At 72.0% G+C, this 24733-nt stretch carries 23 protein-coding genes and 1 riboswitch; of the genes, 5 read left to right on the top strand and 18 right to left on the bottom strand.

Annotation, left to right across the window (positions count from 1 at the left end; genetic code table 11):
• Nucleotides 1-55 precede the first annotated feature (55 nt).
• The 5 genes from AB0F13_RS15730 to AB0F13_RS15710 all read right to left on the bottom strand — a co-directional run bounded on the left by AB0F13_RS15730 (nucleotide 56) and on the right by AB0F13_RS15710 (nucleotide 4190).
• Nucleotides 56-997 carry an ROK family glucokinase gene (locus tag AB0F13_RS15730; protein ID WP_362081256.1) on the bottom strand — a complete coding sequence of 314 codons (942 nt, stop codon included), beginning with the start codon at nucleotides 995-997 and terminating at the stop codon, nucleotides 56-58.
• Nucleotides 998-1083: 86 nt separating this feature from the next.
• Nucleotides 1084-1557: a DUF5304 domain-containing protein gene (locus AB0F13_RS15725; RefSeq protein ID WP_362081253.1), complete on the bottom strand. Its 474-nt coding sequence runs from the start codon at nucleotides 1555-1557 to the stop codon at nucleotides 1084-1086.
• 57 nt (nucleotides 1558-1614) lie between these two features.
• Complete coding sequence (locus tag AB0F13_RS15720) at nucleotides 1615-2847, bottom strand: ArsA-related P-loop ATPase (protein WP_362081250.1); 1233 nt, start codon at nucleotides 2845-2847, stop codon at nucleotides 1615-1617.
• A gap of 60 nt (nucleotides 2848-2907) precedes the next feature.
• A complete protein-coding gene (locus AB0F13_RS15715) occupies nucleotides 2908-3357 on the bottom strand; it encodes an SRPBCC family protein (RefSeq protein WP_362081247.1) in 450 nt (149 codons plus the stop codon).
• 71 nt (nucleotides 3358-3428) lie between these two features.
• The gene (locus AB0F13_RS15710; protein WP_362081244.1) at nucleotides 3429-4190 is read right to left on the bottom strand and encodes a metallophosphoesterase; all 762 of its coding nucleotides are present in this window, start codon (nucleotides 4188-4190) and stop codon (nucleotides 3429-3431) included.
• A 266-nt stretch (nucleotides 4191-4456) separates the two neighbouring features.
• On the opposite strand from AB0F13_RS15710, the gene AB0F13_RS15705 reads away from it, so the two are divergent.
• Nucleotides 4457-6253: an AMP-dependent synthetase/ligase gene (locus AB0F13_RS15705; RefSeq protein WP_362081241.1), complete on the top strand. Its 1797-nt coding sequence runs from the start codon at nucleotides 4457-4459 to the stop codon at nucleotides 6251-6253.
• Nucleotides 6254-6347: 94 nt separating this feature from the next.
• Here the strand turns inward: AB0F13_RS15705 and AB0F13_RS15700 are convergent, their stop codons facing one another.
• Entirely contained in the window at nucleotides 6348-7490 is a 1143-nt protein-coding gene (locus AB0F13_RS15700; protein WP_362081238.1) for a glycosyltransferase family 4 protein, read from the bottom strand.
• A 181-nt stretch (nucleotides 7491-7671) separates the two neighbouring features.
• Between AB0F13_RS15700 and AB0F13_RS15695 the strand changes: the two genes are divergently transcribed.
• Complete coding sequence (locus tag AB0F13_RS15695) at nucleotides 7672-8913, top strand: glycosyltransferase 87 family protein (RefSeq protein WP_362081235.1); 1242 nt, start codon at nucleotides 7672-7674, stop codon at nucleotides 8911-8913.
• Here AB0F13_RS15695 and AB0F13_RS15690 read toward each other — a convergent pair.
• The 5 genes from AB0F13_RS15690 to AB0F13_RS15670 form a co-directional block, all read right to left on the bottom strand.
• Nucleotides 8903-10138 (bottom strand): hypothetical protein, encoded by a 1236-nt coding sequence (locus AB0F13_RS15690; RefSeq protein ID WP_362081606.1) that lies wholly within the window; start codon nucleotides 10136-10138, stop codon nucleotides 8903-8905. The two genes, AB0F13_RS15695 and AB0F13_RS15690, sit on opposite strands and share 11 nt — an antisense overlap.
• Before the next feature lie 99 nt (nucleotides 10139-10237).
• Nucleotides 10238-11293: an NlpC/P60 family protein gene (locus tag AB0F13_RS15685; protein ID WP_362081232.1), complete on the bottom strand. Its 1056-nt coding sequence runs from the start codon at nucleotides 11291-11293 to the stop codon at nucleotides 10238-10240.
• Between the two features lie 275 nt (nucleotides 11294-11568).
• Nucleotides 11569-12639 carry an NlpC/P60 family protein gene (locus AB0F13_RS15680; protein WP_362081229.1) on the bottom strand — a complete coding sequence of 357 codons (1071 nt, stop codon included), beginning with the start codon at nucleotides 12637-12639 and terminating at the stop codon, nucleotides 11569-11571.
• Nucleotides 12640-12812: 173 nt separating this feature from the next.
• Nucleotides 12813-14165 (bottom strand): NYN domain-containing protein, encoded by a 1353-nt coding sequence (locus AB0F13_RS15675; RefSeq protein WP_362081603.1) that lies wholly within the window; start codon nucleotides 14163-14165, stop codon nucleotides 12813-12815.
• Between the two features lie 40 nt (nucleotides 14166-14205).
• Nucleotides 14206-14445: a hypothetical protein gene (locus AB0F13_RS15670; protein ID WP_362081600.1), complete on the bottom strand. Its 240-nt coding sequence runs from the start codon at nucleotides 14443-14445 to the stop codon at nucleotides 14206-14208.
• Between the two features lie 157 nt (nucleotides 14446-14602).
• Here AB0F13_RS15670 and AB0F13_RS15665 point away from each other — a divergent pair, with 157 nt between their 5' ends.
• Together AB0F13_RS15665 and AB0F13_RS15660 are read left to right on the top strand one after the other, a co-directional pair.
• Nucleotides 14603-15322, top strand: coding sequence for a rhomboid family intramembrane serine protease (locus AB0F13_RS15665; RefSeq protein WP_362081226.1), 720 nt, complete (start codon nucleotides 14603-14605; stop codon nucleotides 15320-15322).
• Complete coding sequence (locus tag AB0F13_RS15660; protein WP_362081223.1) at nucleotides 15319-15600, top strand: Lrp/AsnC ligand binding domain-containing protein; 282 nt, start codon at nucleotides 15319-15321, stop codon at nucleotides 15598-15600. The genes AB0F13_RS15665 and AB0F13_RS15660 overlap by 4 nt, the downstream gene beginning before the upstream one ends.
• A gap of 39 nt (nucleotides 15601-15639) precedes the next feature.
• On the opposite strand, the gene AB0F13_RS15655 is transcribed toward AB0F13_RS15660, so the two are convergent.
• From AB0F13_RS15655 to AB0F13_RS15630, 6 genes are all read right to left on the bottom strand, one after another.
• The gene (locus AB0F13_RS15655) at nucleotides 15640-16998 is read right to left on the bottom strand and encodes an aminotransferase class V-fold PLP-dependent enzyme (RefSeq protein ID WP_362081220.1); all 1359 of its coding nucleotides are present in this window, start codon (nucleotides 16996-16998) and stop codon (nucleotides 15640-15642) included.
• A gap of 161 nt (nucleotides 16999-17159) precedes the next feature.
• Nucleotides 17160-17276, bottom strand: a riboswitch (SAM riboswitch).
• 77 nt (nucleotides 17277-17353) lie between these two features.
• Nucleotides 17354-18418 carry an anthranilate phosphoribosyltransferase gene (trpD, locus tag AB0F13_RS15650; RefSeq protein ID WP_362081218.1) on the bottom strand — a complete coding sequence of 355 codons (1065 nt, stop codon included), beginning with the start codon at nucleotides 18416-18418 and terminating at the stop codon, nucleotides 17354-17356.
• Between the two features lie 151 nt (nucleotides 18419-18569).
• On the bottom strand, nucleotides 18570-20216 hold the full coding sequence (locus AB0F13_RS15645; protein ID WP_362081215.1) for a cytochrome bc complex cytochrome b subunit: 1647 nt from the start codon (nucleotides 20214-20216) through the stop codon (nucleotides 18570-18572).
• Nucleotides 20213-21265, bottom strand: coding sequence for a Rieske 2Fe-2S domain-containing protein (locus AB0F13_RS15640; RefSeq protein ID WP_362081213.1), 1053 nt, complete (start codon nucleotides 21263-21265; stop codon nucleotides 20213-20215). Before AB0F13_RS15640 ends, AB0F13_RS15645 begins: the two co-directional genes overlap by 4 nt.
• A complete protein-coding gene (locus AB0F13_RS15635; RefSeq protein ID WP_362081210.1) occupies nucleotides 21262-22071 on the bottom strand; it encodes a c-type cytochrome in 810 nt (269 codons plus the stop codon). Before AB0F13_RS15635 ends, AB0F13_RS15640 begins: the two co-directional genes overlap by 4 nt.
• 68 nt (nucleotides 22072-22139) lie before the next feature.
• On the bottom strand, nucleotides 22140-22760 hold the full coding sequence (locus tag AB0F13_RS15630; RefSeq protein ID WP_071963529.1) for a heme-copper oxidase subunit III: 621 nt from the start codon (nucleotides 22758-22760) through the stop codon (nucleotides 22140-22142).
• A gap of 238 nt (nucleotides 22761-22998) precedes the next feature.
• Between AB0F13_RS15630 and AB0F13_RS15625 the strand changes: the two genes are divergently transcribed.
• Entirely contained in the window at nucleotides 22999-23421 is a 423-nt protein-coding gene (locus AB0F13_RS15625; protein ID WP_362081207.1) for a hypothetical protein, read from the top strand.
• 3 nt (nucleotides 23422-23424) lie between these two features.
• Here the strand turns inward: AB0F13_RS15625 and AB0F13_RS15620 are convergent, their stop codons facing one another.
• Nucleotides 23425-24675 carry an Ig-like domain-containing protein gene (locus AB0F13_RS15620; RefSeq protein WP_362081204.1) on the bottom strand — a complete coding sequence of 417 codons (1251 nt, stop codon included), beginning with the start codon at nucleotides 24673-24675 and terminating at the stop codon, nucleotides 23425-23427.
• Nucleotides 24676-24733 lie beyond the last annotated feature (58 nt).

The raw sequence follows: 24733 nt of genomic DNA, 5'->3' as shown, positions 1-24733 counted from the left end.
GCAACGGCGCTACGAGAGGGTGGAGTCCGACGGTCGTCCGCCGTGGAGGCGGGGGTTAGCCCTGGCGCGCGAGGTCGGCCGCGCCCACCAGGCCGGCCTTGCCGCCCAGCTTCGCGGCGAGCACCTGCGCGTGCGGGCGCCACTGGCCGCCGACGAGCCAGCGGCGGAAGGACTTGCGGATCGGGTCCAGGACCAGGTCGCCCTCGTCCGAGACGCCGCCGCCGACGATGAACGCCGAGGGGTCGAAGAGGGAGGCGAGGTCGGCCAGGCCCGCGCCGGCCCAGCGGGCCAGCTCACGGAAGGAGTCGATCGCCACCGGGTCGCCCTGGCGGGCGGCGTCGCTGATGTGCTTGCCCTCGATGCCCTCGGGGGTGCCGTCACCCAGGGCGAGGAGGATCTCGGCGTTCTCCGGGGTGGCCTGTGCGCGCTGCCTGGCGTAGCGGACGAGGGCGCGGCCGGAGGCGTACTGCTCCCAGCAGCCCTGGCTGCCGCAGCCGCACAGCAGACCGTCCGGCACGACGCGGATGTGGCCGAACTCGGCGGCCACGCCGAAGCGGCCACGGCGCAGCTTGTTGCCGATGATGATGCCGCCGCCGAGACCGGTGCCCAGGGTGATGCAGATGACGTCGTCGTGGCCCTGGCCGGCACCGAAGCGGTACTCGCCCCAGGCGGCGGCGTTGGCGTCGTTCTCGACGACGACCGGCAGGCCCACGCGCTGCTCGACCTTGTCCTTGAGCGCCTCGTGCCGCCAGTTGATGTTCGGGGCGAAGAGGACGGTGGCCCGCTTGTCGTCCACGTAGCCGGCGGCGCCGATGCCGACGGCCTCGACCTCGTAGCCTTCGCTGACCGTGCGCACCGCGTCCGCGATGGCGTCGATGACGCCTTCAGGGGTGTCGGGGGTCGGCACCTTGCACGTCGCGAGGATCGAGCCCTCTTCGTCGACCACGCCGGCCGCGATCTTCGTGCCGCCGATGTCGACGCCGATGGTGAGTCCCATGTGTCCCTCAGTATTCGCTCGAACCCCGCCGCGCCCCACCGTACCGGAGACGGGGTAGGCCCATGTCCTCAAGGCCATGAGGGAGATCAGTCGAGGTCGATGCGCTCGCTGCCGCCGTTGTCGCCCTCCTCCTTGCGCTCGTCCGCGCGGGGCTCGCGAGGCGCGCGCGCCGGCTCGTCGCGCGTCCAGCGCCCCTCGTGTCCGTGGACTGCGGCACGGTAGGCGGCCATCAGTTCGGAGCCGGCGGAGGCCAGGTGGTCGAAGACCTCGGGGTTGCGGTCGATGACCGGTTCGACGGCGGCCTTCGCCTGGGCGATGAGGTGCTGGACGGCGCCCTGCGCGGCCGCGCCCGCCAGCGGCAGCTGGAAGGCGGAGACCTTGTCGGCGACGGCGTCGACGAGCTTGCGCAGCTCCTCGGCGGCGCTGCCCGGTTCGTGCCCCTGCCCGGATTCCGCGCGGCGGCGGGCCTTCTCTGCGGCGAGGTCCTCGGCGCAGGCCCGTTCCCAGGCGTCGGGGTCGGGCGCCTGGCCGGGGCCGGGGCGCTCGGTGGCATCGGTCATGACGGACTCCTGCGGGCTGGATTTATCTTCGACGTTACCTGAACGCCATGGTGCCGTTCAGGTAGTCCTTGGCCACAGGTCGGGGTCGGGTATGAAACGTACGCTCAGCGCCCCGTCGCGCAGCCCGGCGCCGGAGACGGTGCAGCGGCGCAGCGCGGACGGCAGGGGCAGGACGCGGCGGAACGGGCCGACGGCGACGATGAGTTCGTCACCGCGGCGCACGAGGCCGAGCGCGTCCCGGTCGGCCCCGGGCAGGGGCAGCCGCCACACGAGCATGCCGTCGGTGGCCAGGCGGTCCTCGACGGTCCAGGGGTCGGTGGGCGGGCGGTCCTGGTGGTCCTCGCGGGGCAGGGTGGCGCGGGCGGCCAGGGTCTGGAGGTCCGCGAGGCCGCGCGGGGACCGGCCGAGGTGGGGCAGGTCGCGCACGGTGACGCCGTCGGCGAGGAACTCCTCGCACAGCGCCCGGTGGGCGGTGCGCTGCTCGTCGGCGAGACGGGCGAGCCAGGGGTCGGCGGAGCTGCCGGGCAGCAGCCGGTTCGCCACGAGCGCATCGATGCGGCAGCCCTGCAGGGCGAGCCCGGCACGGGCACCGCGCAACGCCTCGGCGGTGAGCGGGCCGGGGTCGGCGACCAGGCGCACGGTCGTGCCGGCCGCCTCGAGCACGTCCTGGACGGCCGCGAGCTCCTTCTGCCAGCGCTCGACGGTGTCGTAGAGCATCTGGGCGGGCATCGGGACGCGGGCCAGCTGGGCCAGCATCGGCCGCAGCGCGCGGGCCGCCTGGCGCTCGGGGGGCAGCAGGCGGCGCAGGTAGCGGCGCAGCTGTTCGGGCAGGGCGAGCAGCCGCACGGTGTCGTGCACGGGCGGCATGTCGACGACGAGGAGGTCCCAGCGGCCGTCGGCGTGGGCGGCGCGGAGGGCGGCGAGGATGGCGAGCGGCTCGGCGCCGGGGAGTTCGGTGAGCTCCTCGGGGTCCAGCGGCGTGGCGCCGAGCAGGTCGAGGAGGGAGGTGCCGCGCTCCTGCAGGTCGCGGGCGAGGGCGCCGAAGTGTTCGCCCGCGGCGATGCGGGCGGCCCACAGGCCGCCGGCCGCCTCGGTGGGCGGTGCCCAGGGGGAGCCGTCGCCGGCGGCCTCCGCGGGCAGCGCGGTGCCCAGCACCGTGTCCGGCGCGCGGCCGCGGTCGCAGGTGAGCAGCAGCACGCGGCGCCCGGCGCGGGTGGCGGCTAGCGCCGTGGCCGCCGCCACGGTGGTACGGCCCGCGCCGCCGGGACCGGTGACGAGGACCGTACGCAAGGTGGAGCCTCCGGCTGTGGTTCTCAGTGCATCGGCGAGGTCAGGGCGTCGAGGACGACGTCAGGACGCCGTGCCCGCCTCGACGCGCTTCTTGAGCCCGTCCAGGGCCCGGTCGATGATGACCTTCTCCGCCTTGCGCTTGATCATCCCGAGCATCGGGATCTTCACGTCGACGGTGAGCTGGTAGGTGACCTTGGTGTGCTTGCCGTCCGCGACGGGCTCCAGGCTGTAGGAGCCGTCGAGCTGGCGCAGCATCTGGGACTTGTCCAGGGACCACTGGACGACGTCGTCGCCGGGCCAGCTGTAGTTGAGGGTGTGGTCGTCCTTGATGGCGCCCGCGTCGAGGACCAGGCGCACCTTCCGGGCGCGGCCCTGCTCGTCCTTCTCCAGCACTTCGGCCTGCTTGACCTCACCTGTCCACTCGGAATAGCGGTCGAAGTCGGCGATCACCGACATCACCTGGGCCGGGGTCGCCTCGATCGTGATGCTCGAGCTGGTGTGTTCCGCCATCTGCGTGGCTCCTCCGTACCGGTGCGCGGCCTCTTCATGGTCTGCCGGTGAAGGCTACCTCCCGCTGCGCGTCACCACTCCAGCACCCAGGGTGTGGCAGTGGAGGCGAAGTGACCGACGTTGACGCATTCGGTCGTCCCGATGCGCATCCGGCGCGCGAGCGGCTGGTGGACGTGGCCGAAGAGGGCGTACTTGGGCCGGGTGGCGCGGATGGTCTCCAGCAGGGCGGAGCTGCCGCGCTCGAAGCGGCGGGCGACGGTGTCGTAGCAGAGCTCGGGCACATCGGGCGGGATGTGGGAGCACAGCACGTCGACCTCGCCGAGGGCGGCGAGCTTGGCGGCGTAGGCCTCGTCGTCGATCTCGTACGGGGTGCGCATGGGCGAGCGCAGGCCGCCGCCGACGAAGCCGAAGACGAGGCCGCCGATCTCGGCGCGCTCGCCGTCGAGGACCGTGGTGCCCGGTCGGGCGTACTCGGACCACAGCGGCGGGATGTCGACGTTGCCGTAGGTGGCGTAGGTGGGGGTGGGGAACGCGGCGAAGAGCTCGGCGTACTGCTTGCGGACGGCGGTCTCGACGACGGAGTGCCGGTCGACGCCGTCCCACAGGGCGCGGGAGAGCTCGCGGGCCTCCTCGAAGCGGCGGGCGGTGCGCAGCTCGACGATGCGGTCGGCGGCCTCGACCCCGAAGAGCTCGGGGAAGATGCCGCGCGAGTGGTCGGCGTAGTCGAGGAAGAGGACCAGGTCGCCCAGGCAGACCAGCGCGTCGGCGCCGTCGCCCGCCCGTGCCAGACCCTCGGCGTTGCCGTGTACATCGCTGACCACGTGGACTCGCATACGGATCACCCTAGGTGGTGCGGCGGTACCTCCGGAAGTGCCCCGACCTGCGGTTACTTCCGAGTCACCTAGCCGGGGGGCTAGGGTGCGTGGAGCAGTCCGGCGGCATGTGACGCATAGAACATCTGGGCGCCACCCTCTATTCGAAAGTGGTACTGGTGGGTAACGTCCGGGCAGTCCACTCCCCCCGCCTGATCATGGACCGCAGCCGACGCAGCGCCCCTCGAAGACGCGGCGGCGCCGGCGCCCGACGAGGAGCAGCAGTCTTGCGCGAGTTCAGCCTTCCGGCCCTGTACGAGGTCCCGGCCGACGGAAACCTGACGGATCTCATCCGCCGGAACGCCGCGCTTCACCCCGATGTCCCCGTCATAGGGCGCAAGGTGGACGGCCACTGGCAGGACGTCACCGCCGCCGGCTTCCTGGCGGAGGTCCGTGCCACGGCGAAGGGCCTGATGGCCTCGGGGATCAAGCCGGGCGACCGGATCGGGCTGCTCTCCCGGACCCGCTACGAGTGGGCGCTGCTGGACTTCGCGATCTGGAGCGCGGGCGGGGTCACCGTGCCCGTCTACGAGACCAGCTCCCCCGAGCAGATCCAGTGGATCCTCGGCGACTCCGGCGCCGTCGCCTGCGTGGTGGAGAGCCCGGCGCACGAGGCCGCCGTGGAGTCCGTCCGCGACCGGCTCCCGGACCTGGCGAACATCTGGCAGATCGAGCGCGGGGCCGTCGAGCGGCTGCGCGCCGCCGGTGAGCCGCTGACCGACGAGGCCGTCGACGAGCGCAGCGCGCTGGCCACCGCGGACTCCCCCGCGACCCTCGTCTACACCTCGGGCACCACGGGCCGCCCCAAGGGCTGTGTGCTCACCCACCGCAGCTTCTTCGCCGAGTGCGGCAACGTCGTCGAGCGGCTCAAGCCGCTGTTCGTCACGGGCGAGTCGTCCGTGCTGCTGTTCCTGCCGGCCGCGCACGTCTTCGGCCGGCTGGTGGAGATCGCGTCGGTGATGGCCCCCATCCGCCTCGGCCTGGTCAGCGACATCCGCAATCTCACCGACGACCTGCAGAGCTTCCGGCCCACGCTGGTGCTGGGCGTGCCCCGCGTCTTCGAGAAGGTCTACAACGGCGCGCGGGCCAAGGCGCAGGCCGACGGCAAGGGCAAGATCTTCGACAAGGCGGCGGACACCGCCATCGCCTACAGCCGGGCGCAGGACACCCCGGCGGGCCCGTCGTTCGGCCTGAAGCTCAAGCACAAGATCTTCGACAAGCTGGTCTACAGCAAGCTGCGCGCGGTGCTCGGCGGCCGCGCCACGCACGCGATCTCCGGCGGCGCCCCGCTGGGCGAGCGGCTCGGCCACTTCTACCGGGGCATCGGCTTCACGGTCCTGGAGGGCTACGGTCTCACCGAGTCGTGTGCGGCGACCGCCTTCAACCCGTGGGACAGGGCGCGCATCGGCACCGTCGGGCAGCCGCTGCCGGGCTCGGTGGTGCGGATCGCCGACGACGGCGAGGTGCTGCTGCACGGTGAGCACCTGTTCACCGGCTACTGGCGCAACGAGACGGCCACGGCGGAGGCGCTGGCGGACGGCTGGTTCCACACCGGCGACCTCGGCACGCTCGACGAGGACGGGTTCCTGCGGATCACCGGCCGCAAGAAGGAGATCATCGTCACGGCCGGCGGCAAGAACGTCGCCCCCGCCGTGATCGAGGACCGCGTCCGCGCGCACGCACTGATCGCCGAGTGCATGGTCGTCGGCGACGGGCGGCCGTTCGTGGGCGCCCTGATCACCCTGGACGAGGACTTCCTGCCGCGCTGGCTGGAGCAGAACGGCAAGAGCGCGGGCCTGACGGCCGCCGAGCTGGCCGACGACCCGGACCTGCTGTCGGCCGTGCAGAAGGCCGTCGACGACGGCAACGCGGCCGTCTCCAAGGCCGAGTCGGTGCGCAAGTTCCGCGTGCTGCCCGCGCAGTTCACGGAGGCCTCCGGCCATGTGACCCCGTCGCTGAAGCTCAAGCGGAACGTCGTCGCGAAGGACTTCGCCGGCGAGATCGAGGCCATCTACCACGGCTGACCCCCCGCGCGGACACGTAAGGGGCTCGCGCCATGGCGCGAGCCCCTTACGTTTGTCCTCTTGCAGTGTCCTCAGATGTCCTCTTGCGGTGTCCTCAGAGCAGCTCCTCGAGCCGCTCCGCCAGCAGGTCCCAGCGCCACCGCTCCTCCACCCACGCACGGCCGCGCTCGCCCATCCGGCTCCGCAGCCGCGGATCCTTCAGCAGGGTGACGATCCGGTCGGCGGCCTCCTCGGCCGAGCCGCCCCGCACCACGTAGCCCGTCTCGCCCTCCAGCACCGCGTCCGGCGCACCGCCGGAGTCGCCGGCGACCACCGGCAGCCCCGTCGCCGAGGCCTCCAGGTAGACGATGCCGAGCCCTTCGACATCCAGCCCGCCCCGGCGCGTACGGCAGGGCATCGCGAAGACGTCGCCCGCGCCGTAGTGGGCCGGCAGCTCCTCCCACGGAACCGGTCCGGTGAAGCGGACCGCGTGCGCGACGCCCGTGCCGTCGGCGAGCTTGCGCAGGTCCTGTGCGTACGGCCCGCCGCCGACGATGAGCAGCACCGCGTCCGGGACGGCCGCCAGGATCCGCGGCATGGCCTCGATGAGGGTGTCCTGGCCCTTGCGCGGGACGAGCCGGGAGACGCACACCACGACCGGGCGGTCGGCCAGCCCCAGCCGGGCTCGGATCTCGTCGCCCCCGGAGCCGGGGTGGAAGGTCTTCTCGTTCACCCCCGGCGGCAGTTGCACCATGCGTGCCGCCGCCTCCTCCGTCAACGCGGCGGCGATCCGCGAGCGCGTGTACTCGCCCAGATAGGTGATCGTGTCGGTGCCCTCGCCGATCCGCCGCAGCAGCTGCCGCGAGCCGGGCAGCTGGGCCCAGCCCGCCTCGTGCCCGTGCGTGGTGGCGACCAGCCGGCGGGCGCCCGCCCGGCGCAGCGCGGGAGCCATCAGCCCCAGCGGGGCGGCGGCCCCGAACCACACCGACGTGCAGCCGTGCTCCCGCAGCAGCCCGGCCGCGCGCCGGGTGACCCGGGGAGTGGGCAGCAGCATGGTCGTACGGTCACGGACGACGGGGAAGGGCTGCTCGGCGTCGAACCGGGCGGTGGCCTCCATGCCCTCGCGGCCACGCTTCCAGGTGGAGGCGTAGACGACGATGCCCGCCGGGTCCAGGCGGAGCGCCATGTTGTGCAGGAAGGCCTGGATGCCTCCCGGACGGGGCGGGAAGTCGTTGGTGACGATCAGGGTCTTGTGCATCGCCGCCGACAGTACCGGGTGCTTCCCGGGTGCCCCCAGGGCGGCTATATCTCGACCCGATCTGCACCCGCGTCCCGCCACGTCGTCGCGCACGGGCCCCCTGGACCGGCATCATTCCCTTCAGTGACGGCAGGCACACGCTCTGTGGTGGCGCGGGGCACCCGAAGGGACGAGGTGAGTGATGGTGGCGGGCACTGGTCTGCGGCTCTCGATCGTGGCGTGGGCCGTCACCCGGGCCATCTTGATGATGTGCGTGTTCCGGGTGTGGGACATGCCGGGCTCGGACGTCTCCGTCGACATCGAGGTGATCTACCAGGGCTGGTACGGCGTGCTGCGCACCGGCATCTTCCCCTACGACGACGTCACCTGGCAGTACCCGCCCGCCGCCGCCCTGGCCGTGCTCGCGCCCGGCCTGCTGCCGTTCCTCGACTACGCCCCGGCGTTCTTCGTGCTGTGCCTGCTGGCGGACGCCTGCGTCATGGCCATGCTGCTGTACACCGTGCGGGACGCCCGGCGCAGCCCGCTGGGCGTGTGGGTGTGGGTGGCGGGGGTGCCGCTGCTGGGGCCCATCGTCTACGCCCGCTACGACGTCATGGTCACCGCCGTCGCCGTGGCGGCCCTGCTGACGGCCACGCGCCGCACCCGGCTCTCGGGGGCGCTGACGGGCCTCGGGGCGCTGCTGAAGGTCTGGCCGGTGCTGCTGCTCATCGGCACGCCGCGCGGCCCGCGCACCCGTTCCACGTGGAGTGCGGCCCTGGCGACGGCGCTGCTGCTGGCCATGTTCTGCATGGCGGCGATGCCGGGGGCGCTGGCCTTCCTCACCTTCCAGCGCGACCGGGGCACCGAGGTGGAGTCCCTGGGGGCTCTGGTCTTCCATCTGGCGCGGCACTTCGGCTGGCACGGCAAGGCGCGGCTGAACTACGGCTCGGTGGAGTTCCTCGGCCGGCACGTCCACGCGGTGAGCGCCCTGGCGCTGGGCCTGAGCGTGCTGGCCTTCGTCTGGCTGCTGCTGTGGCGGCTGCGGGCGCGCAGGTTCAACGCCACCACGCCCTACGACGCGGCGTTCGCGGCGGTGCTGCTGTTCACCACCACCAGCCGGGTGATCAGCCCGCAGTACATGGTGTGGCTCATCGGCCTGGCGGCGGTGTGCGTGGCGATGCGCACGCCCCGGCAGAGCCTGCCGGTCGTGCTGGTGCTCCTCGCGGCGCCGCTGACCCAGCTCGAGTTCCCCCTCTGGTTCTCGCACGTCGTGGCCAGCGACAAGCTCGGCGTCGCCACGCTGACGCTGCGCAACGGGCTGCTGGTGGCGGCGACGCTGGTCTCCTGCAGCCGGCTGTGGCGGGAGACGGTGTCCGAGCCGCCGGCGGCCGGCGAGCCGGAACCACCGACGGAACCCAGGGAGTCGGCGCTGGTCAGCCGGTAGAGCGGCCGAGCCCGGCCGCCACGTAGGAGCGCCAGCGCTCGGTGAACTCGTCCTGGCCGAGGCCGAGCACCTCGCGCAGCGCCGCCTCCAGCGCCCCCTCGCGGCGCCGGTGGCCGCCCACCGCGCGGTAGAAGGCGACGAGCTTCTCCTCGCCCCACTGCTCGGCGATCATGCGGCAGGCCAGCCAGCCCTCCTCGTAGGCGCGGGCCAGCCGGCCGGCCTCGCCCGCGAAGCCGAAGTCCGCGTCCTCGGGCAGCGCCTGCGGCAGCCGTCCCGCGGAGACGGCGGCGGCCAGTTCGGGGGCGGCCTGCCGGGCGGTGCGGCCGGTGTCGCGGTAGGCGGCCCAGTCGGCGAAGCCCTCGGAGAGCCACAGGGGCGTGGCGGGCGAGGTCAGGGCGCGGGTGGCCACGTGGGCGGTCTCGTGGGTGAGCACGATCCGGCGCCCGAAGTCGCCGAGCACGCCGTACGCCTCGGGGTTGACGATGATCCGGTCGGCGGGGGCCGCGCCGTCCCCCGTAAGGGCACGGGAGGTACCCCCGTCGCCGGCCTCGCCGGTGGTCACGGCCGCGATGCCGCGGTAGTGGGAGGCGGGCGCGCCCAGCAGGGCCGCCATCCGGTCCAGCGAGGCGGGCATCTCGACCACCACCCGCTCCGCCCAGGTGCCGGGCCAGGCCGCGGCCACGGCGGGCACCGCCCGGTCGGCGAGGTCCGCCAGCGCCCGCAGCCGCGCCCGGTCCTGGCCCACTCCCAGGACCAGGCTGTGCTCGCCGCGTACGGCCGTGACCGCGCCCTGCTCCCACAGCGGCCCGCCGCCGCCCGGTGCCTCCTGCCCGGCCACGTACCAGCGGTCGGCGCGCTTCACCAGCGTCAGCCGCAGCGAGGTGGTGACGGGTGCGGTGTCGTAGCCGTCGAGCCGGTAGCGCAGTTCGGTCTCGGCCGTGACGCGGCGGCCGTCGCCCGGGGCGGGGCTGAAGCCTCCGGTGCGCACCAGGCGGTACTCCCAGGAGGCCAGCGGTACGGCCGCGAGGCTGGCGAACGCCCGGCGCCGCTCGGTCCGGTAGCCGGCGGCGGCCGGGTCCACGGCCGCCAGGTAGGCGCTCTCGTCCCGGTCCCGTACGGCTGCCGCCCAGCGGTCCAGCAGCCGCTGCACGGAGGTGCCGGCGCTCTCGGGGCGGCCGCCGGGGGCACCGGAGCAGCCGGCCAGGGACTGGAGCACGAGCAGCATCGCGGCCAGGCAGCACCATGCCCGCCGTCCACTGCGCCCGCTGCCCGTCACGCCCGCATCGTACGAGCCGGACGGGCCCGGCCGGCGGTCAGGGCACGCTCATGGCCGGGTGACGGAGGAAATCGGCATCATGTCGGCGGGGTCGTAGCGGACCCGCGCCCCGGGGTAAGGGGCGTGCACCACCTGGCCGTTGCCGACGTACATGCCCACGTGGCTGGCGTCGTCCCGGTAGACGACGAGATCTCCGGGGCGGGCCTCGGACAGGGAGACGTGGCGGCCGGCGTTGCGCTGTGCCTGGGAGGTGCGCGGCAGGCCGACCCCGGCCCGTCCGTAGGCCCACTGCATCAGACCGGAGCAGTCGAAGGCGCCGGGCCCGGTCGCCCCCCAGGCATACGGGGAGCCGACCGCCGAGCGGGCCGCCAGGGCCGCGGCGGCGCCACGGCCCGACAGGGCGGTCAGGTCCGGCACGCTGTGCAGGGGGCCGGCCGCGCGGTCGCCGCCGCGCGAGGAGCGGACGAAGTCGGCCCGGTCGGACTCCGGCAGGGAGTTCAGCAGCCGGCGTGCGGCGGCGAGCCTGCCCTCGACCTCGTGCTTGTGGCGCTCGACGGCCGCCCGGCTCGCCTCCAGCTCCGCGAGGGTGCGGGTGGCCTCCAGGCGCTCCTGGCGCAGGCTGCGCTGGGCGGCCAGCAGGGCCCGCAGCTGTTCGGCCTGGCGGCCGGTGACGCGGTCGAGGGTGGCGGCCTTGTCGAGGTAGCCGTCGGGGTCCGAGGACAGCAGCAGCTCGATGGCGGGGTCCACGGCTCCGTTGCGGTACTGGGCAGTGGCGATCATGCCGAGGGCGGTGCGCATGCGGTTGACCTGTTCCTGGCCGCGTGCGACCCGGTCGGCGGCCTGTTCCACCCGCTCGCGCAGGGCGTCGGCGCGCTCGCCCGCCGCGTTGTACTTCTCGGTGGCCTTCTCGGCCTGCTCGTAGAGCCGGTCGAGCTGTGCCTTCACCGTCCCGGGGGCCTTGGTGTCATCGGCGGTGTCACCGGGCCGTGCGGTCGCCGGGGCCGCCGACAGGGCGGCCGCGGCAGTGGCCACGGCGGCGGACAGAACGGTGACCCGGACGCTCTGGGTGCGACCGGACTGCGAAGGACGGCGATGGGACGCCACGGGGTGCCGCACTCCCTTCCACTGTGTGCGGCCCCTGCCGCCCGGTTGACGGGCGGACGACAGCCGGGCACCGCGCGCCAGACAGTAGCGGCGCGCTCACCCTTGGTTCAAAGACCCGGCGGGGCGGGAAAACTGACGCCCCGCCGGAGGCGCAGGTCACCGGCGGGGCGTGGAGTCAGTTGCCGTAGCGGGGATTCGCCCGAACGGGCGGCGTGGCGCGGCGGCGGATTTGGGCCATGGGGGTACCCCCATGCCGTTCGGGCCATGGGGGAGGGTCAGCCGACGCGGACACCGAACTGGAAGGGCATGTTGCTCATGGCCTCGTAGCGGACGACCGTGCCGGTCCGCGGCGCGTGCAGCACCTGGCCGTTGCCCGCGTAGAGGCCGACGTGGTGCTGGTCGCCGTAGAAGATCACCAGGTCGCCGGGCTGGAGCTGGCTCTGGCTGTAGATGTGGGTGCCGGCGTTGGCCTGGTCCTGGGAGATGCGCGGCAGGGAGACGCCGGCCTGACCGTAGGCCCACTGGGTGAGCCCGGAGCAGTCCCACGAGGCCATGCCGGTGGCACCGTAGTGGTACGGCTTGCCGATCTGGCTCTGGGCCGCGCCCAGTGCGGCGCCGCCGCGGCCGGAGCCGGCGGGTATGTTCGGGTGGCTCGACGAGCCGCCGGTGCCGGCGGCGTCGCCGCCCCCCTTGCCACCGGTGCCCTTGGCGCCGTCGGCGCCCTTGTCCGCCCCGGTGATCTCGGCGCGCTCCTTCTCGGAGAAGCCGTTGAGCACCTTCTGGGCCTCGGCCAGCTTGCTCTGGATCTCCCGCTGGCGCTCGCCCAGCGCCTTGCGGGTGGACTCCAGGTCCGCCAGCTTGGCCGTGGCCTCCTGGCGCTGCTGGTGGAGGGCGCGCTGCTTGGCGGCGATCAGCCGCAGGGTGTCCGCCTGCTTGGCGCTGAGCTGGTTGAGGGTGGAGGCCTTCTCCAGGTACGAGTCCGGGTCGGAGGACAGCAGCAGTTGCAGGGTCGGGTCGATGGAGCCGCTGCGGTACTGGGCCGTGGCCATCGAACCGAGGCCGTCGCGGAGCTTGTTGAGCTCCTCCTGGCCCTGGGCGACCTTGTCCTGGAGCTCGTCCACCTGCTTCTGCAGCTTGTCGTGGTGCTCCTTGGCCCCGTTGAACTTCTCGGTGGCCTGCTCCGCGTCTTCGTAGAGCTTGTCGACCTCGGCCTTGGCCTCCGCTTTGGAGGGCCGCGGATCGGCGTGCGCGGCCTGTGCCGAGAGCGCGACGGCCGCGGCGGCGGTCGCGGTCAGGAAGGTCACCCGAGAACGGCTCGGCTGCTTGGGACGGCGGTGGGAGGCCACGGAGACGAGCCCCTCCTCTTCCTCGAACAGAAAATCACGGTACGAAGGTTCGAGGCCCGACCCTAGTGAGCGGAATGTGATCCATTCAAATTCTCGTGCGAAAAATCTGCACCGGCAGTGCAACCTTTACCAAGACGGCCCACAGGTAACGCAGACTTAATGGGACTTAACGCTCAGGTCCGTGCAAGTCGCTTGAGCAGCAAGGCCGATGCGACCGGCCGCGCCCCCGCCTTGGCGACCCCGTCCGCGACCTCGCGGTCGGTGGAGACCACCACGACCGGACGGCCCGGCGGTTCGGCCCGCACGAGCTGGCGGATCAGCTCGTCCGCCGTCACCCCCGGCTTGCTGAAGAGCACCCGTACCCCGCGCGGCGGCGCCAGCAGCACCGGAGCGGCCAGCTCGGCACCGTCGAAGACACAGGTCACCTCGGCGCCGGTCTGCGCCGCCAGCATCGCCAGCCCGCCCAGCAGCCGCAGCCGCTGCTTGTCCAGCGGCATCGTGGGATACCCGGTCTTGGTGACGTTGTAGCCGTCGACCACCAGATGCGCCTGAGGCAGCGCCAACAGCTGGTCCAGCAGCGCCGGGTCGGTCTCCGAGAGCGCACGCGTGGCGATGTCCCTGGGCGTCATCGTGCCCGGCTGGACGGCCTCCACCGTGTCCGCCGGGTGCACGGACGCGGGCGGCAGCGCCAGCTCGCGCCGCAGCCCCTGCGCCGCGTCCAGCACCGTGTCCAGCAGCAGCCGCAGCCGCATGTCCTCCACGCTGCGCCCCTCGCGGGCCGCCCGGCGCGTCGCCTCCAGGCCGGCCTCGGCCTCCGCCAGCCGCGCCTTGACGCGCCGCGTCTCGGCCAGGGCCGCCGCCTTCTCGGCCGCGGCTTCGGAGCGCAGGGACTCCAGCTCCGCCTGCGCCTTGCGCAGCGCCGCCTCGCCGCGCCGCACGTCGCTGACGGCGCTGCGCAGCTTGCGCTGGTGCGACTCGGCCTCCCGGCGCACCGCCTCCAGCTCACCGCGGACGCGCTCGGCCTCCGTCCTGGCCTCCGCGCGCGCCGCCGCCAGCTCCTCGCGCAGCCGGCACAGCTCGCGCCGGTCCTCCTCGCCGGCCCGCTCGGCGCTCGCCCGCTGGGCCTCCTCGCCGGCCGCCGTGACGAGCTTGACCCAGCCGGGCGGGCGCAGCACGAAGGCCATGGCCGCGACGTCCTCGGGGTCCGCGGCCGCCGGCGGCGAACCGGCGTCGAGCGCGTCCGCCAGCTCCGAGCCCGTCTCGCGCAGCCGCGCGGAGATGCGCTGGCGGAAGACGGTGTCGCTCTCGACGGCCGCCGCCATGGCGTTCCCGGCGAACTTGGCCCGCCGGCTGGGGGTGAACCGGGCGTACTGCCGCAGCTGCGCGGGGAGTTCGGCGACCGTCAGCCCGCCGAAGGCCTCCGCTACGAGCCCGACGACCCGCCGCCTGATCCCCTCGGGCAGGGGACGGTCGAGCACCTCGGTGACGCCGTCGTCGGCACCGCCGGCGTCACCGGCCGCCTCCACGCCGTCTGTGTGCTCCACCACCGTTCATCGCTCCCGTTCTTCAGGCACTCGGGCCCGGGCGGTCCACCAGCTCTACCTGGTCGACCGCGTTGCACCACCGGCACCGCACGGACTCGATCGTCTCACTGACGACCTCACGCTCTTCCACCTTGGGCTCCCCCGCGAGATCGAGGTGCACGTAGTCGACGGCCCTGGTCGTGCGCGTGACGTCGAACCGGGTGAGGTTGCCGCACAGCGTGCAGCGCCACCGGGTGTCGGCTGTCGGCCGGGGAACGCCCATCGTGTCGTCCGTCCTCGTCATACGGTCTGCCTACGGTCTGCGGGTGCTTGCCGTAACCCTACGGCCTGGTGGTGGCCGGGCGCGGTGGCACGGGCCCGAGCGGGCGGACCGGCGAGGCACTCTGTGCTGGTTGCGCCTGGTACGCCATGATCTGGCCATGATCAGAACGGCAGGGCGCCCGGACCGGCACGACAGTCCCTGGGTGACCGGGACGCTCATGGGCGGCTGCTGCGCGGCCTTCCTCCTCGGCCCCGTCTCCGGCCTGAACCCCGCCTACGGCACGGGCCCCGCGCTGCTGTCGGCGCAGACCGCCTACTTCGAGCGGTGGGGGGTCGTACCGCAGGAGCTCTGGCACGGGCCGCTGCCGGGTCTGTGCACCCCGCTCACGGCGCTCTTCGTGCACGGCAACTGGCTGCATCTGCTGGGCAACATGCTCTTCCTCTACGTCTTCGGCGCCATGACCGAGGCACGCATGGGCCGCGCCGCCTTCGCCTGCTGCTACCTGCTCACCGGCTATCTGGCCCTGCTCGGCTACGCGGCCGTGCACGCCACATCCGGCCGCACGCTCGTGGGAGCGTCCGGAGCCATCTCCGGCGTGCTGGGTGCGTTCCTCTATCTCTTCCCCAGGGCGCGCGTCACCAGCCTCTTCCCCTTCCTCTTCTTCCTGCCGCTGCGCTTCCCGGCCTGGGCCGTACTGCTGTTCTGGTTCGTCCTGCAGTGGCTGGCGACGGGCACGGCGGCCGGGCAGCCCGGCGTCGCCTATCTGGCCCATGTCCTGGGCTTCTGCCTCGGCTTCGGCTTCGCCTGGGTCCTCCGGACGGCTGCGGCTAGAGTGAAGGGCGCAGCCAGGTCCACCGAAGGAGACAAGCCGACGTGATCACTTCGATCGTGCTCATCAAGACCGACGTGGACCGGATCCCCGAGATCGCCGAGAAGATCGCCACGCTGGACGGGGTGAGCGAGGTCTACTCGGTCACCGGCGCGTACGACCTGATCGCGCTGGTGCGGGTGGCCCGGCACGACGATCTCGCGGAGGTCATCCCGGGCCGGATCAGCAAGGTGCAGGGCGTGACCTCGACGGAGACGCACATCGCCTTCCGTACGTACTCGCAGCACGACCTCGAGGCGGCCTTCGCCATCGGCCTCGACAGCTGAGGGCCCGGCGCGGGAAGTGCGCCGGGCCGGGGCGTCCGCTCAGGCCGCGCCGGCGGGGACGCAGCGGCCGCCCTCGGTGCGGTAGATCCACCGCGCCCCGTTGGAGACCAGCTCCCGCACGGCCCGTACGAACCGCTCGACGTGCTCGTCGGGGGTGCCGGCGCCGAAGCTGACCCGGATGGCGTTGAGCGACTGCCCCTCGTCCGGGGCGCCGCACTCCCCCGGAGCGTCCGGCTCGCCGCCGAGCAGCGTCCGCACCAGCGGATGCGCGCAGAAGAGGCCGTCGCGGACCCCGATGCCGTACTCGGCCGAGAGCGCGGCCGCGAAGTGCGAGCTGTTCCAGCCGTCCACGACGAAGGAGATCACGCCCACGCGCGGGGCGTCGTCGCCGAACAGCGACAGCACCCGGACCCCCGGCACCCCGGCCAGTCCGGCCCGGACCTCGGCGACGAGCCGCTGCTCGCGCTCTACCAGCCGGTCGAAGCCGGCCTCGGTCAGCGCCCTGCAGGCGGCGGCGATGGCGTAGACGCCGATGACGTTGGGCGAGCCCGCCTCGTGCCGGGCGGCGCCCTCGTGCCACTCCACATCGACGCCGCCGTCCGCCCGGCGGGACACCGCGCGGCTGGCCCCGCCGCCCGCCAGGTACGGCTCGGCGCCCCGCAGCCAGTCGGCGCGCCCGGCCAGGACGCCGGAACCGAACGGCGCGTACAGCTTGTGCCCGGAGAAGGCGACCCAGTCCACGTCCAGTTCGGTGATGTCCAGGGGGTGGTGGGGTGCCAGCTGTGCGGCGTCCAGCACGATGCGCGCGCCGTGCGCGTGCGCCGCCGCCGCCAGCTCCCGCACGGGCCACAACTCGCCCGTCACATTGGACGCGCCGGTCACGCAGACCAGGGCCGGTCCGTAGGGGTCACGGTCGGACAGCGCCCGCTCCAGCGTCTCGACGGCCTGCGCCGGGGTGCTCGGCGCGTCCAGGTAGGTGACGTCGGCGCCGCGCCAGGGCAGCAGGGCGGCGTGGTGCTCGGTCTCGAAGACGAACACCCGGCAGCCGGCGGGCAGTACGGACGCCAGCAGGTTGAGCGAGTCGGTGGTGGAGCGGGTGAAGACGACCTGGTCACCCTCGCGGCAGCCGAGGAAGCCGGCGACCGCCGCCCGGCTGTTCTCGAACAGGTCGGTGGACAGCTGCGAGAGGTACCCGGCGCCCCGGTGCACGCTGCCGTAGTAGGGCGCGTACGCGGCGACGTCGTCCCACACCCGTCGCAGGGCGGGCGCGCTGGCCGCGTAGTCCAGCGCCGCGTAGCTCACCTCGCCGCCGGTGACGAGCGGGACACGGACGTCGGCGCCGAGGACGGGCAGCGGGGCACACACCGCGGGACCGGCGGCAAGGGTGGAGACAGACATGGCGAACTCCCGTAACAGGCAGGCGAATTCCACCGCGCGGCCACAACGGGGGCCCGGCGCGGGAAGGGGAAGAGGGTGCACGGAAGAGGGGCTCTCGGAGCCCTAACGCATTCGCTGAATCACGGAGAGATCTCCCTCGACAACCAGGATCCCTGGCGAGGGATCCGCGCTTGCCGCAGACCTCACTGCCTGCGGCCTGGTCATCACCCGGGGCACCCCGCCACGGAAGGAGGGTTGCCGGACAGCAAGCCGGGGCCGTATCGCTGTCGCTCGTGACCTGGCCAGGAGTATGGCACAACCGGTCGTGCCGGCTCAACGGCCGGCGGGCGGGAGCGCCGCCCGCCGGCCCGCGGCCTCAAGCGTTGCTGGCCGCGACCCACCGCTCGAGCGCCCGCCGCGCCGCCCCGGAGTCGATCGACTCCGCGGCACGCGCCATCCCGCCACGGATCCGCTCCGCGAGCGAAGCGTCCGACGGCTCCAACGCCACCAGCGCCGCCGCCGAGTTGAGCAGCACCGCATCGCGCACCGGCCCGGCCTCGCCGGCCAGCAGCCGCCGCGCCACGTCCGCGTTGTACGAGGCGTCGGCGCCCCGCAGCGCCTCCACGGGCACCAGCTCGATCCCCACGTCCCGGGGGTCGAAGGGCTCCTCCCGCACCGCGCCGTCCCGGACGATCCACACCCGGGAGGTCGCCGTCGTCGTCAGCTCGTCCAGTCCGTCGTCGCCGCGGAAGACCAGCGCCGAGGAGCCGCGCTCGGCCAGCACTCCGGCCAGGATCGGCGCCATCCGGGCATCGGCCACGCCCGTCGCCTGGGCGCGGACCCGCGCGGGGTTGGTCAGCGGGCCCAGCACGTTGAAGGTCGTGCGGATGCCCAGTTCACGGCGGGCGGGCGCCACGTGCCGCAGCGCGGGGTGGAACTTGACCGCGAAGCAGAAGGTGATGCCGGCCTCCTGCGCCACCTCCACCACCCGGCGCGGGGTGAGGTCCAGATTGACCCCGAGCTTCTCCAGGACGTCCGAGGCGCCGCTGGCGGAGGACGCCGCGCGGTTGCCGTGCTTGACGACCTTCGCCCCGGTGCCGGCGACGACGATCGAGGACATGGTGGAGATGTTGACGGTCTTGGCGCCGTCACCGCCCGTACCCACGATGTCCACGCTCGGGCCGGGCACCTCGATCACCTTCGCGTGCTCGTACATCGCGCGCACCAGGCCGGAGATCTCGGCGACCGTCTCGCCCTTGGCCCGCAGGGCCACCGCGAAGCCGGCGATCTGGGCGTCGGTGGCCTCGCCGCGCATGATCCGGTCCATGGCCCAGGCGGTGTCGTCGGCGGTGAGGTCGACGCGGCTGAGCAGGGCGTCCAGTACGCGGGGCCAGGAGTAGGCCACCGAGCGCTCGCCGCCTGCCGGGGTCGCAACGTTCATGGTCCACACTCCTGGTGGTCTCTCGTGTCCGCGGGCCCGAAGGAGGCCCTGCTCCAGCCTATCGACGACCGGGGACAGCGAAGAGCCCCGTCCAGGCGATGGACGGGGCTCTCGCTGTGGCGATCAGTCGACTGTGATCAGCAGGCGGGGATCAGTGGTGGCCGTGGCCGCTGGTGATCTCCTGGTACTCCTCCGCGGTGGCCTTGGGGATGTGCGTCCCCTCGCCGTAGAAGCCCTTCGAGAGCTTGACCCGCAGCTTCCGCGTGAGACCCACCTTGCGGACGACACCGTTCTCGTCGACCGCCGGCCCGAGCTCGAGCGGCCGGGGCTGCTCGTGCGCGGTGAGGGTGTGCAGCTGCTCCTGCGAGAGCGGCTCGTGGACCTCGACGAACTCACCGTGCGGCAGGCGCTTGATGATGCCGGACTCGCGTCCGTGCAGCACCTTCTCCTTGTCGCGGCGCTGGAGGCCCAGGCAGATCCGGCGGGTGACGACGAAGGCGATGACCGGGCCGACGAAGAAGCCGATCCGGACGAACCAGGTGATGGCGTTGATCGACAGGTGGAAGTGGGTCGCCCACAGGTCGTTTCCACCACCGACCAGCAGCACCATGTACCAGGTCAGCCAGGCCACACCGAACGCGGTGCGGGTCGGGGCGTTGCGCGGGCGGTCCAGCAGGTGGTGCTCACGCTTGTCGCCGGTGACCCAGGACTCGATGAACGGGTAGACCGCGATGGCCGCGAGGACCAGCGGGAAGATCATCAGCGGGATGAACACACCCAGGACGAGCGTGTGACCCCACAGGTTGATCTCCCAGCCCGGCATCACTCGGATGAGGCCCTCGGAGAAGCCCATGTACCAGTCGGGCTGCGCACCGGTGGACACCTGGTCCGGGCGGTACGGGCCCATGGCCCAGATCGGGTTGATCGTCGCGACCGCGGCGATGGCCGCGATCACACCGAAGACCAGGAAGAAGAAGCCTCCGGCCTTGGCCATGTAGACCGGCAGCAGCGGCATGCCGACCACGTTCTTGTTCGTCCGGCCGGGGCCGGGGAACTGCGTGTGCTTGTGGTAGAAGACCAGGATCAGGTGCGCCACCAGCAGGCCGAGCATGATGCCCGGCAGCAGCAGGACGTGGATCGAGAAGAACCGCGGCACGAAGTCCGAGCCGGGGAACTCTCCGCCGAACAGGAACATCGAGACGTACGTACCGATGATCGGCACGGACAGGATGGCGCCCTCCATGAAGCGGACGCCGGTGCCCGAGAGCAGGTCGTCCGGCAGGGAGTAGCCGGTGAAGCCGGTGAACATGCCGAGCACCAGCAGCAGGAAGCCGAACAGCCAGTTGACCTCACGCGGCTTGCGGAACGCGCCCGTGAAGAACACGCGCATCATGTGCACGAACATGGCCGCGAGGAAGATCAGCGCCGCCCAGTGGTGGATCTGCCGGATGAGCAGACCGCCACGGACGTCGAAGCTGATGTTGACCGTCGACTCGAACGCCTCGGACATCCGCATGCCCTGCATGGGGACGTACGAGCCGTGGTAGACGACCTCTTCCATGCTGGGGTGGAAGAACAGCGTCAGGTACACACCCGTGAGGATGATGATGATGAAGCTGTAGAGGCAGACCTCGCCCAGCATGAAGGACCAGTGGTCCGGGAAGATCTTCCGCATGTTGGACTTGGCCAGGCTGTAGATGCCCAGCCGGCCGTCGGCCCAGTCGGCGACCCGCTCACCGGCGGGTGCCTTGCGGCGGCCCGGGGCGGCAGCGCCTGTCGAATGCGTGTTGTTGCTCATCCGCGCTCCCAGTAGGCAGGACCGACGGGCTCGGCGAAGTCGCCCATGGCCTCAAGGTAGCCCTTGTCGTTGACCTTGATCCGCAGCTGCGGCAGGGCATGGCCGGCCGGGCCGAAGATCACTCGGCCGCCGTCGGCCAGGTCGAAGGTGGACTGGTGGCACGGGCACAGCACGTGGTGCGTCTGCTGCTCGTAGAGGCTGATCGGGCAGCCGACGTGGGTGCAGATCTTGGAGAACGCGACGATGCCGTCGGTCGACCAGTCGAGCTCGCGCTTGTCCTTGATGTTCTCCGGGCGGAGCCGGACGATCATCAGGGCGGCCTTGGCGATCTCCTTCTGGAAGTCGTGGTCCTCCTCCTTCATGCCCTCGGGCATGGCGAAGGTGAGGGAGCCGACCTGGATGTCCTCGGGACGCAGCGGCTGCAGCGTGTTCTGGTTGATCAGCATCTTGCCCTCGGACCATGCGGTCTTGCGGAGCTTGGTGCCCGGCAGCGGACCGAGGTCGCGGAACAGCACCACGGCGGAGAGCGGCAGCATGGCCAGCGCGCCGAACATGGTGTTGCGGATCAGCTTGCGACGGCCGAAGCCCGACTCCTCGGCACCCGCCGCGAAGTCGGCCATGACCTTGGCCCTGACCTCCGGCGGCGCCTCGATCGGGTGCCGCTCGTCGGCGACCTCGACGTCGGACATCAGGGTGCGGGCCCAGTGGACCGCGCCCGCGCCGATGCAGAACAGCGCCACGCCGAGGGTGAGCCCCAGCGAGAAGTTCAGTGCGCTGATGTGCCCGATCGGGAACACGTAGATGTTCCTGTCGACCGGCAGGGACACGTAGGCGGCGATGAAGCCGATCGTGGCCAGCATCGACAGGGTGAACAGGAACGCGACCACGCGCTCGGAGCGCCTGGCGGCCCGCTCGTCGATGTCCTGGATGCGCGGCTCGTGCGGCGGCAGCCCGGGGTCCGCGAACGGGTCGGCGGCGGCTACGGCACCTTCGTGCGCGTCGCCCTGCGTGCTCGGCAGGGTCTCTTCTGGAATGTCTTGGCTACTCATGACTTCTTGGCCTTAGCGGTGTGGGCCGCGACCCAGATGGCGACTGCGATCAGCGCACCCAGACCGAAGATCCACGCGAACAGACCCTCACTGACCGGGCCGAGGCCGCCCAGTTCGAGGCCGCCCGGGCTCTTGGTCTTGTCGCTGTTGACCGTGTCGAGGTACGCGATGATGTCCTTCTTGTTCTTCTCCGACATCGTGGTGTCAGGGAAGGAAGGCATGTTCTGCGGGCCGGTCTGCATGGCCTCGTAGAGGTGCTTCGGGGCGACGCCCTCAAGGCTCGGGGCGTACTTGCCGTTCGAGAGCGCGCCGCCCTTGCCCGTGAAGTTGTGGCACTGGGCGCAGTTGGTGCGGAACAGCTCGCCACCCTTGGCGATGTCGGCACCGTCGGGGCTGTACTGGTTCTTCGTCGGGACCGAGGGGCCCGCGCCGAGGGAGGCGATGTACGCGGCCAGCTGGTCGATCTCGGCCTGCGTGTAGACGGCCTTCTTGCGGGGCGCCTGGGCACCCTGCTGCTGGAGCGGCATACGGCCGGTGGCGACCTGGAAGTCGACGGCGGCGGAACCCACGCCGACCAGGCTCGGCCCGTCGGAGCTGCCCTGACCGCCGGTGCCGTGGCAGCTTGCGCAGCCCACGGAGTAGAGCTTCTTGCCCTCCTCGATGGCGAGGGACTGGGCGGTGTCATCGGCCTTGGCCGTGTCCGCCGGCGCGAACGCGGCGTACAGCCCCCCAGTTACCGCCAGCGCGAAGAGTAGGACGACGACCGCCGCCAGCGGATGGCGTCGTCGTGCGGAGAGCTTTTTCACGGATTACCCCGGTGTCAGGATCTTCTGCGTCGATGCTGGACTGTTGGTCCGGTGCGGGACAGGACCGATTACTTGATCAAGTAGATCGTGGCGAAGAGCCCGATCCAGACCACGTCGACGAAGTGCCAGTAGTAGGACACGACGATGGCCGCTGTCGCCTGGTGATGGGTGAACCTCTTGGCCGCGTACGTCCTGCCCAGGACCAGCAGGAAGGCGATGAGACCGCCCGTCACGTGCAGGCCGTGGAAGCCGGTGGTCAGGTAGAACACCGAACCGTACGGGTCGGAGGACAGCGAGAGGCCCTCCTCCTTGACCAAATCGGTGTATTCGAAGACCTGGCCACCGATGAAGATGGCACCCATCACGAACGTGACCACGAACCACATGCGCAGCTTCTTCACGTCGCCGCGCTCGGCGGCGAAGACGCCGAGCTGGCAGGTGAGGGAGGAGAGCACCAGGATCGTGGTGTTGGTGGCCGAGAACGGAAGGTTCAGCGCGGACGCCATTTCCTTCCAGTGCTCGGCACCGGTCACCGATCGCAGGGTGAAGTACATCGCGAAGAGGGCCGCGAAGAACATCAGCTCGGAACTCAGCCAGATGATGGTTCCGACGCTGGTGAGGTTCGGTCGATTGACCGACGGGTGCGCGTGCCCGGTATCTGTTGCTGTTGCTGTCGCCACGACCGACATTATGTCGGTCGCTTATCTCGCGCTCACTCCGGGGGGTGCCGTTCGGTGTGTCAAGACGGTATGCCCTGCTCGTACGGCCCATTGCGAGCATCCCCCAAAGGGGGGAAGGAACGCTTCCGGGCCCTTGCGGGCCCTGCCGAACCCTCCTCCCGGACGGTCCTCGCGGAGTAGCATCCGCGCACAACAGCCCGACCCACAAGCTGTGCTGCCCATGAGTGTCCACACGCCTGGAGGAACGATGCAGCCGACTGCCACGGTGCTGGTCTACAGCGACGATTCGAGCACTCGCGAGCAGGTGCGGCTGGCCGCCGGGCGCCGCCCGGCGGCCGATGTGCCGCCGGTGCAGTATCTGGAGTGCGCCACCCTTCCGGCCGTACTGAGGACCCTCGCGGAGCACCGGGTCGACGTGTGCGTGCTGGACGGCGAGACGGCGCCGGCGGGCGGCATGGGGGTGTGCCGGCAGCTGAAGGACGAGGTGTTCCGCTGCCCGCCCGTGCTGCTGCTGATCGGCCGTCCGCAGGACGCCTGGCTGGCCACGTGGAGCCGTGCGGACGCGGCCGTCACCCATCCGCTGGACCCGGTGGCGTTCGCGGAGGCCCTGGCCGGCCTGTTGCGCGAGGCCGGCCGGCGGTCCCGGCCCGTGGGGTGCCAAGGCTCCTGAGACCTACATCCGGGGGCGCAGCCGGGCGGTGTCGGCGGGGCTCGTCCCCTCTCGTTTCCCGGCGGCCAGGGCGCTGCCCTCGCGCCACTGCCGCCACGGCATGTTCCAGTCGCCGAAGCCGTTGTCGAAGGGCGTCATGGTGGCGCCCGTGCTGCCCACGACCTTGACGATGTCCCCGACGCGGACGTTGTCGAAGAACCACTTGGCGTTGCCGGTGCTCATGCCCGTGCAGCCGTGGCTGACGTTGTCCGCCCCCTGCGAGCCCTCGGACCAGGGGGCGGCGTGCACGTACTCGCCGCTCCAGGTGACCCGGGTGGCCCAGTAGACCGGCAGGTCGTACGAGTCCGAACTGCCCTCCGCGATGCCGATGCTGGTGCCGCGCATCCGTACGAAGGATTCCCGGCCCAGGATCACCTTGACCCCGTTGCGGGTGGCGTATCCGGGCTTGCCGGTGGTGACGGGGATGGAGCGGATCTCCTGCCCGTTCTTGCGGACGGACATGTAGTGCCCGGCGGCGTCCGTGACGGCTTCGACGCGGTCGCCCGTGGTCAGCCGCACGGGCTTGGAGGCGCCGCCGTAGAGGCCGCCGCCGACCTTGATGCCGTCGAGGGTGGCGCTCACGTCGATCGTGGCGTGGGCGGGCCAGTAGTCCGGCGGGCGGTAGTGCAGGGTCCGGTTGTCCACCCAGTGCCAGGCGCCCTCGACGGCGGGCCGGGACCGCACCTGCAGGGTGCGCTCGACGACGGCGCGTGCGGCCGGGTCCTGGACGGGCTCGCTGAGCTCGGCGGTGATGGGCTGCCCGACGCCGTAGGTGCCGCTCTGCGGGCCGAAGGCGACCCGGAGCAGCCGGTCGGCCGGGTTGGTGTCGAAACCGATCGTGCGGCGCCCCTGGGCGCCGTCCGCGTCCTCCGTGCTGACGCGCACGGTGTAGTGCGCGCCGGCCGCGAGCGCGCCGGTGCTGTGCCAGCGGGAGCCGTCGGCGTCGAGTTCACCCTTGACGTACCGTCCGGCGGCGTCCGTGGCGGTGACGTCCGTGATCCGGTCGCCGCCGGTCGCCGTCACCTCCAGGGGTTTGCTCGGGTCCGCCTTGCGGCCGTCCCCGGCGCCGGCGAGATCCACCTGATCCGTGGCGTCGTAGGGCTTGTCGGCCAGCGGGTTCGACGAGCCGCCGCACGACGCGGTCGCCCCCAGCGCCAGGGAGACCAGCACCAGGGCGCAGAACGGCACCGGACGGATTCGAACTGAGTGACTCATAGTCACACCGTAGGAAGAATCGCAAGGCATGGCCTGCGGAGTGCCGCAAACGGGTGGA

Source organism: Streptomyces sp. NPDC026206 (assembly GCF_040638465.1).
Classification (GTDB): domain Bacteria; phylum Actinomycetota; class Actinomycetes; order Streptomycetales; family Streptomycetaceae; genus Streptomyces.
This window is presented reverse-complemented; position numbering and strand designations above follow the sequence as displayed.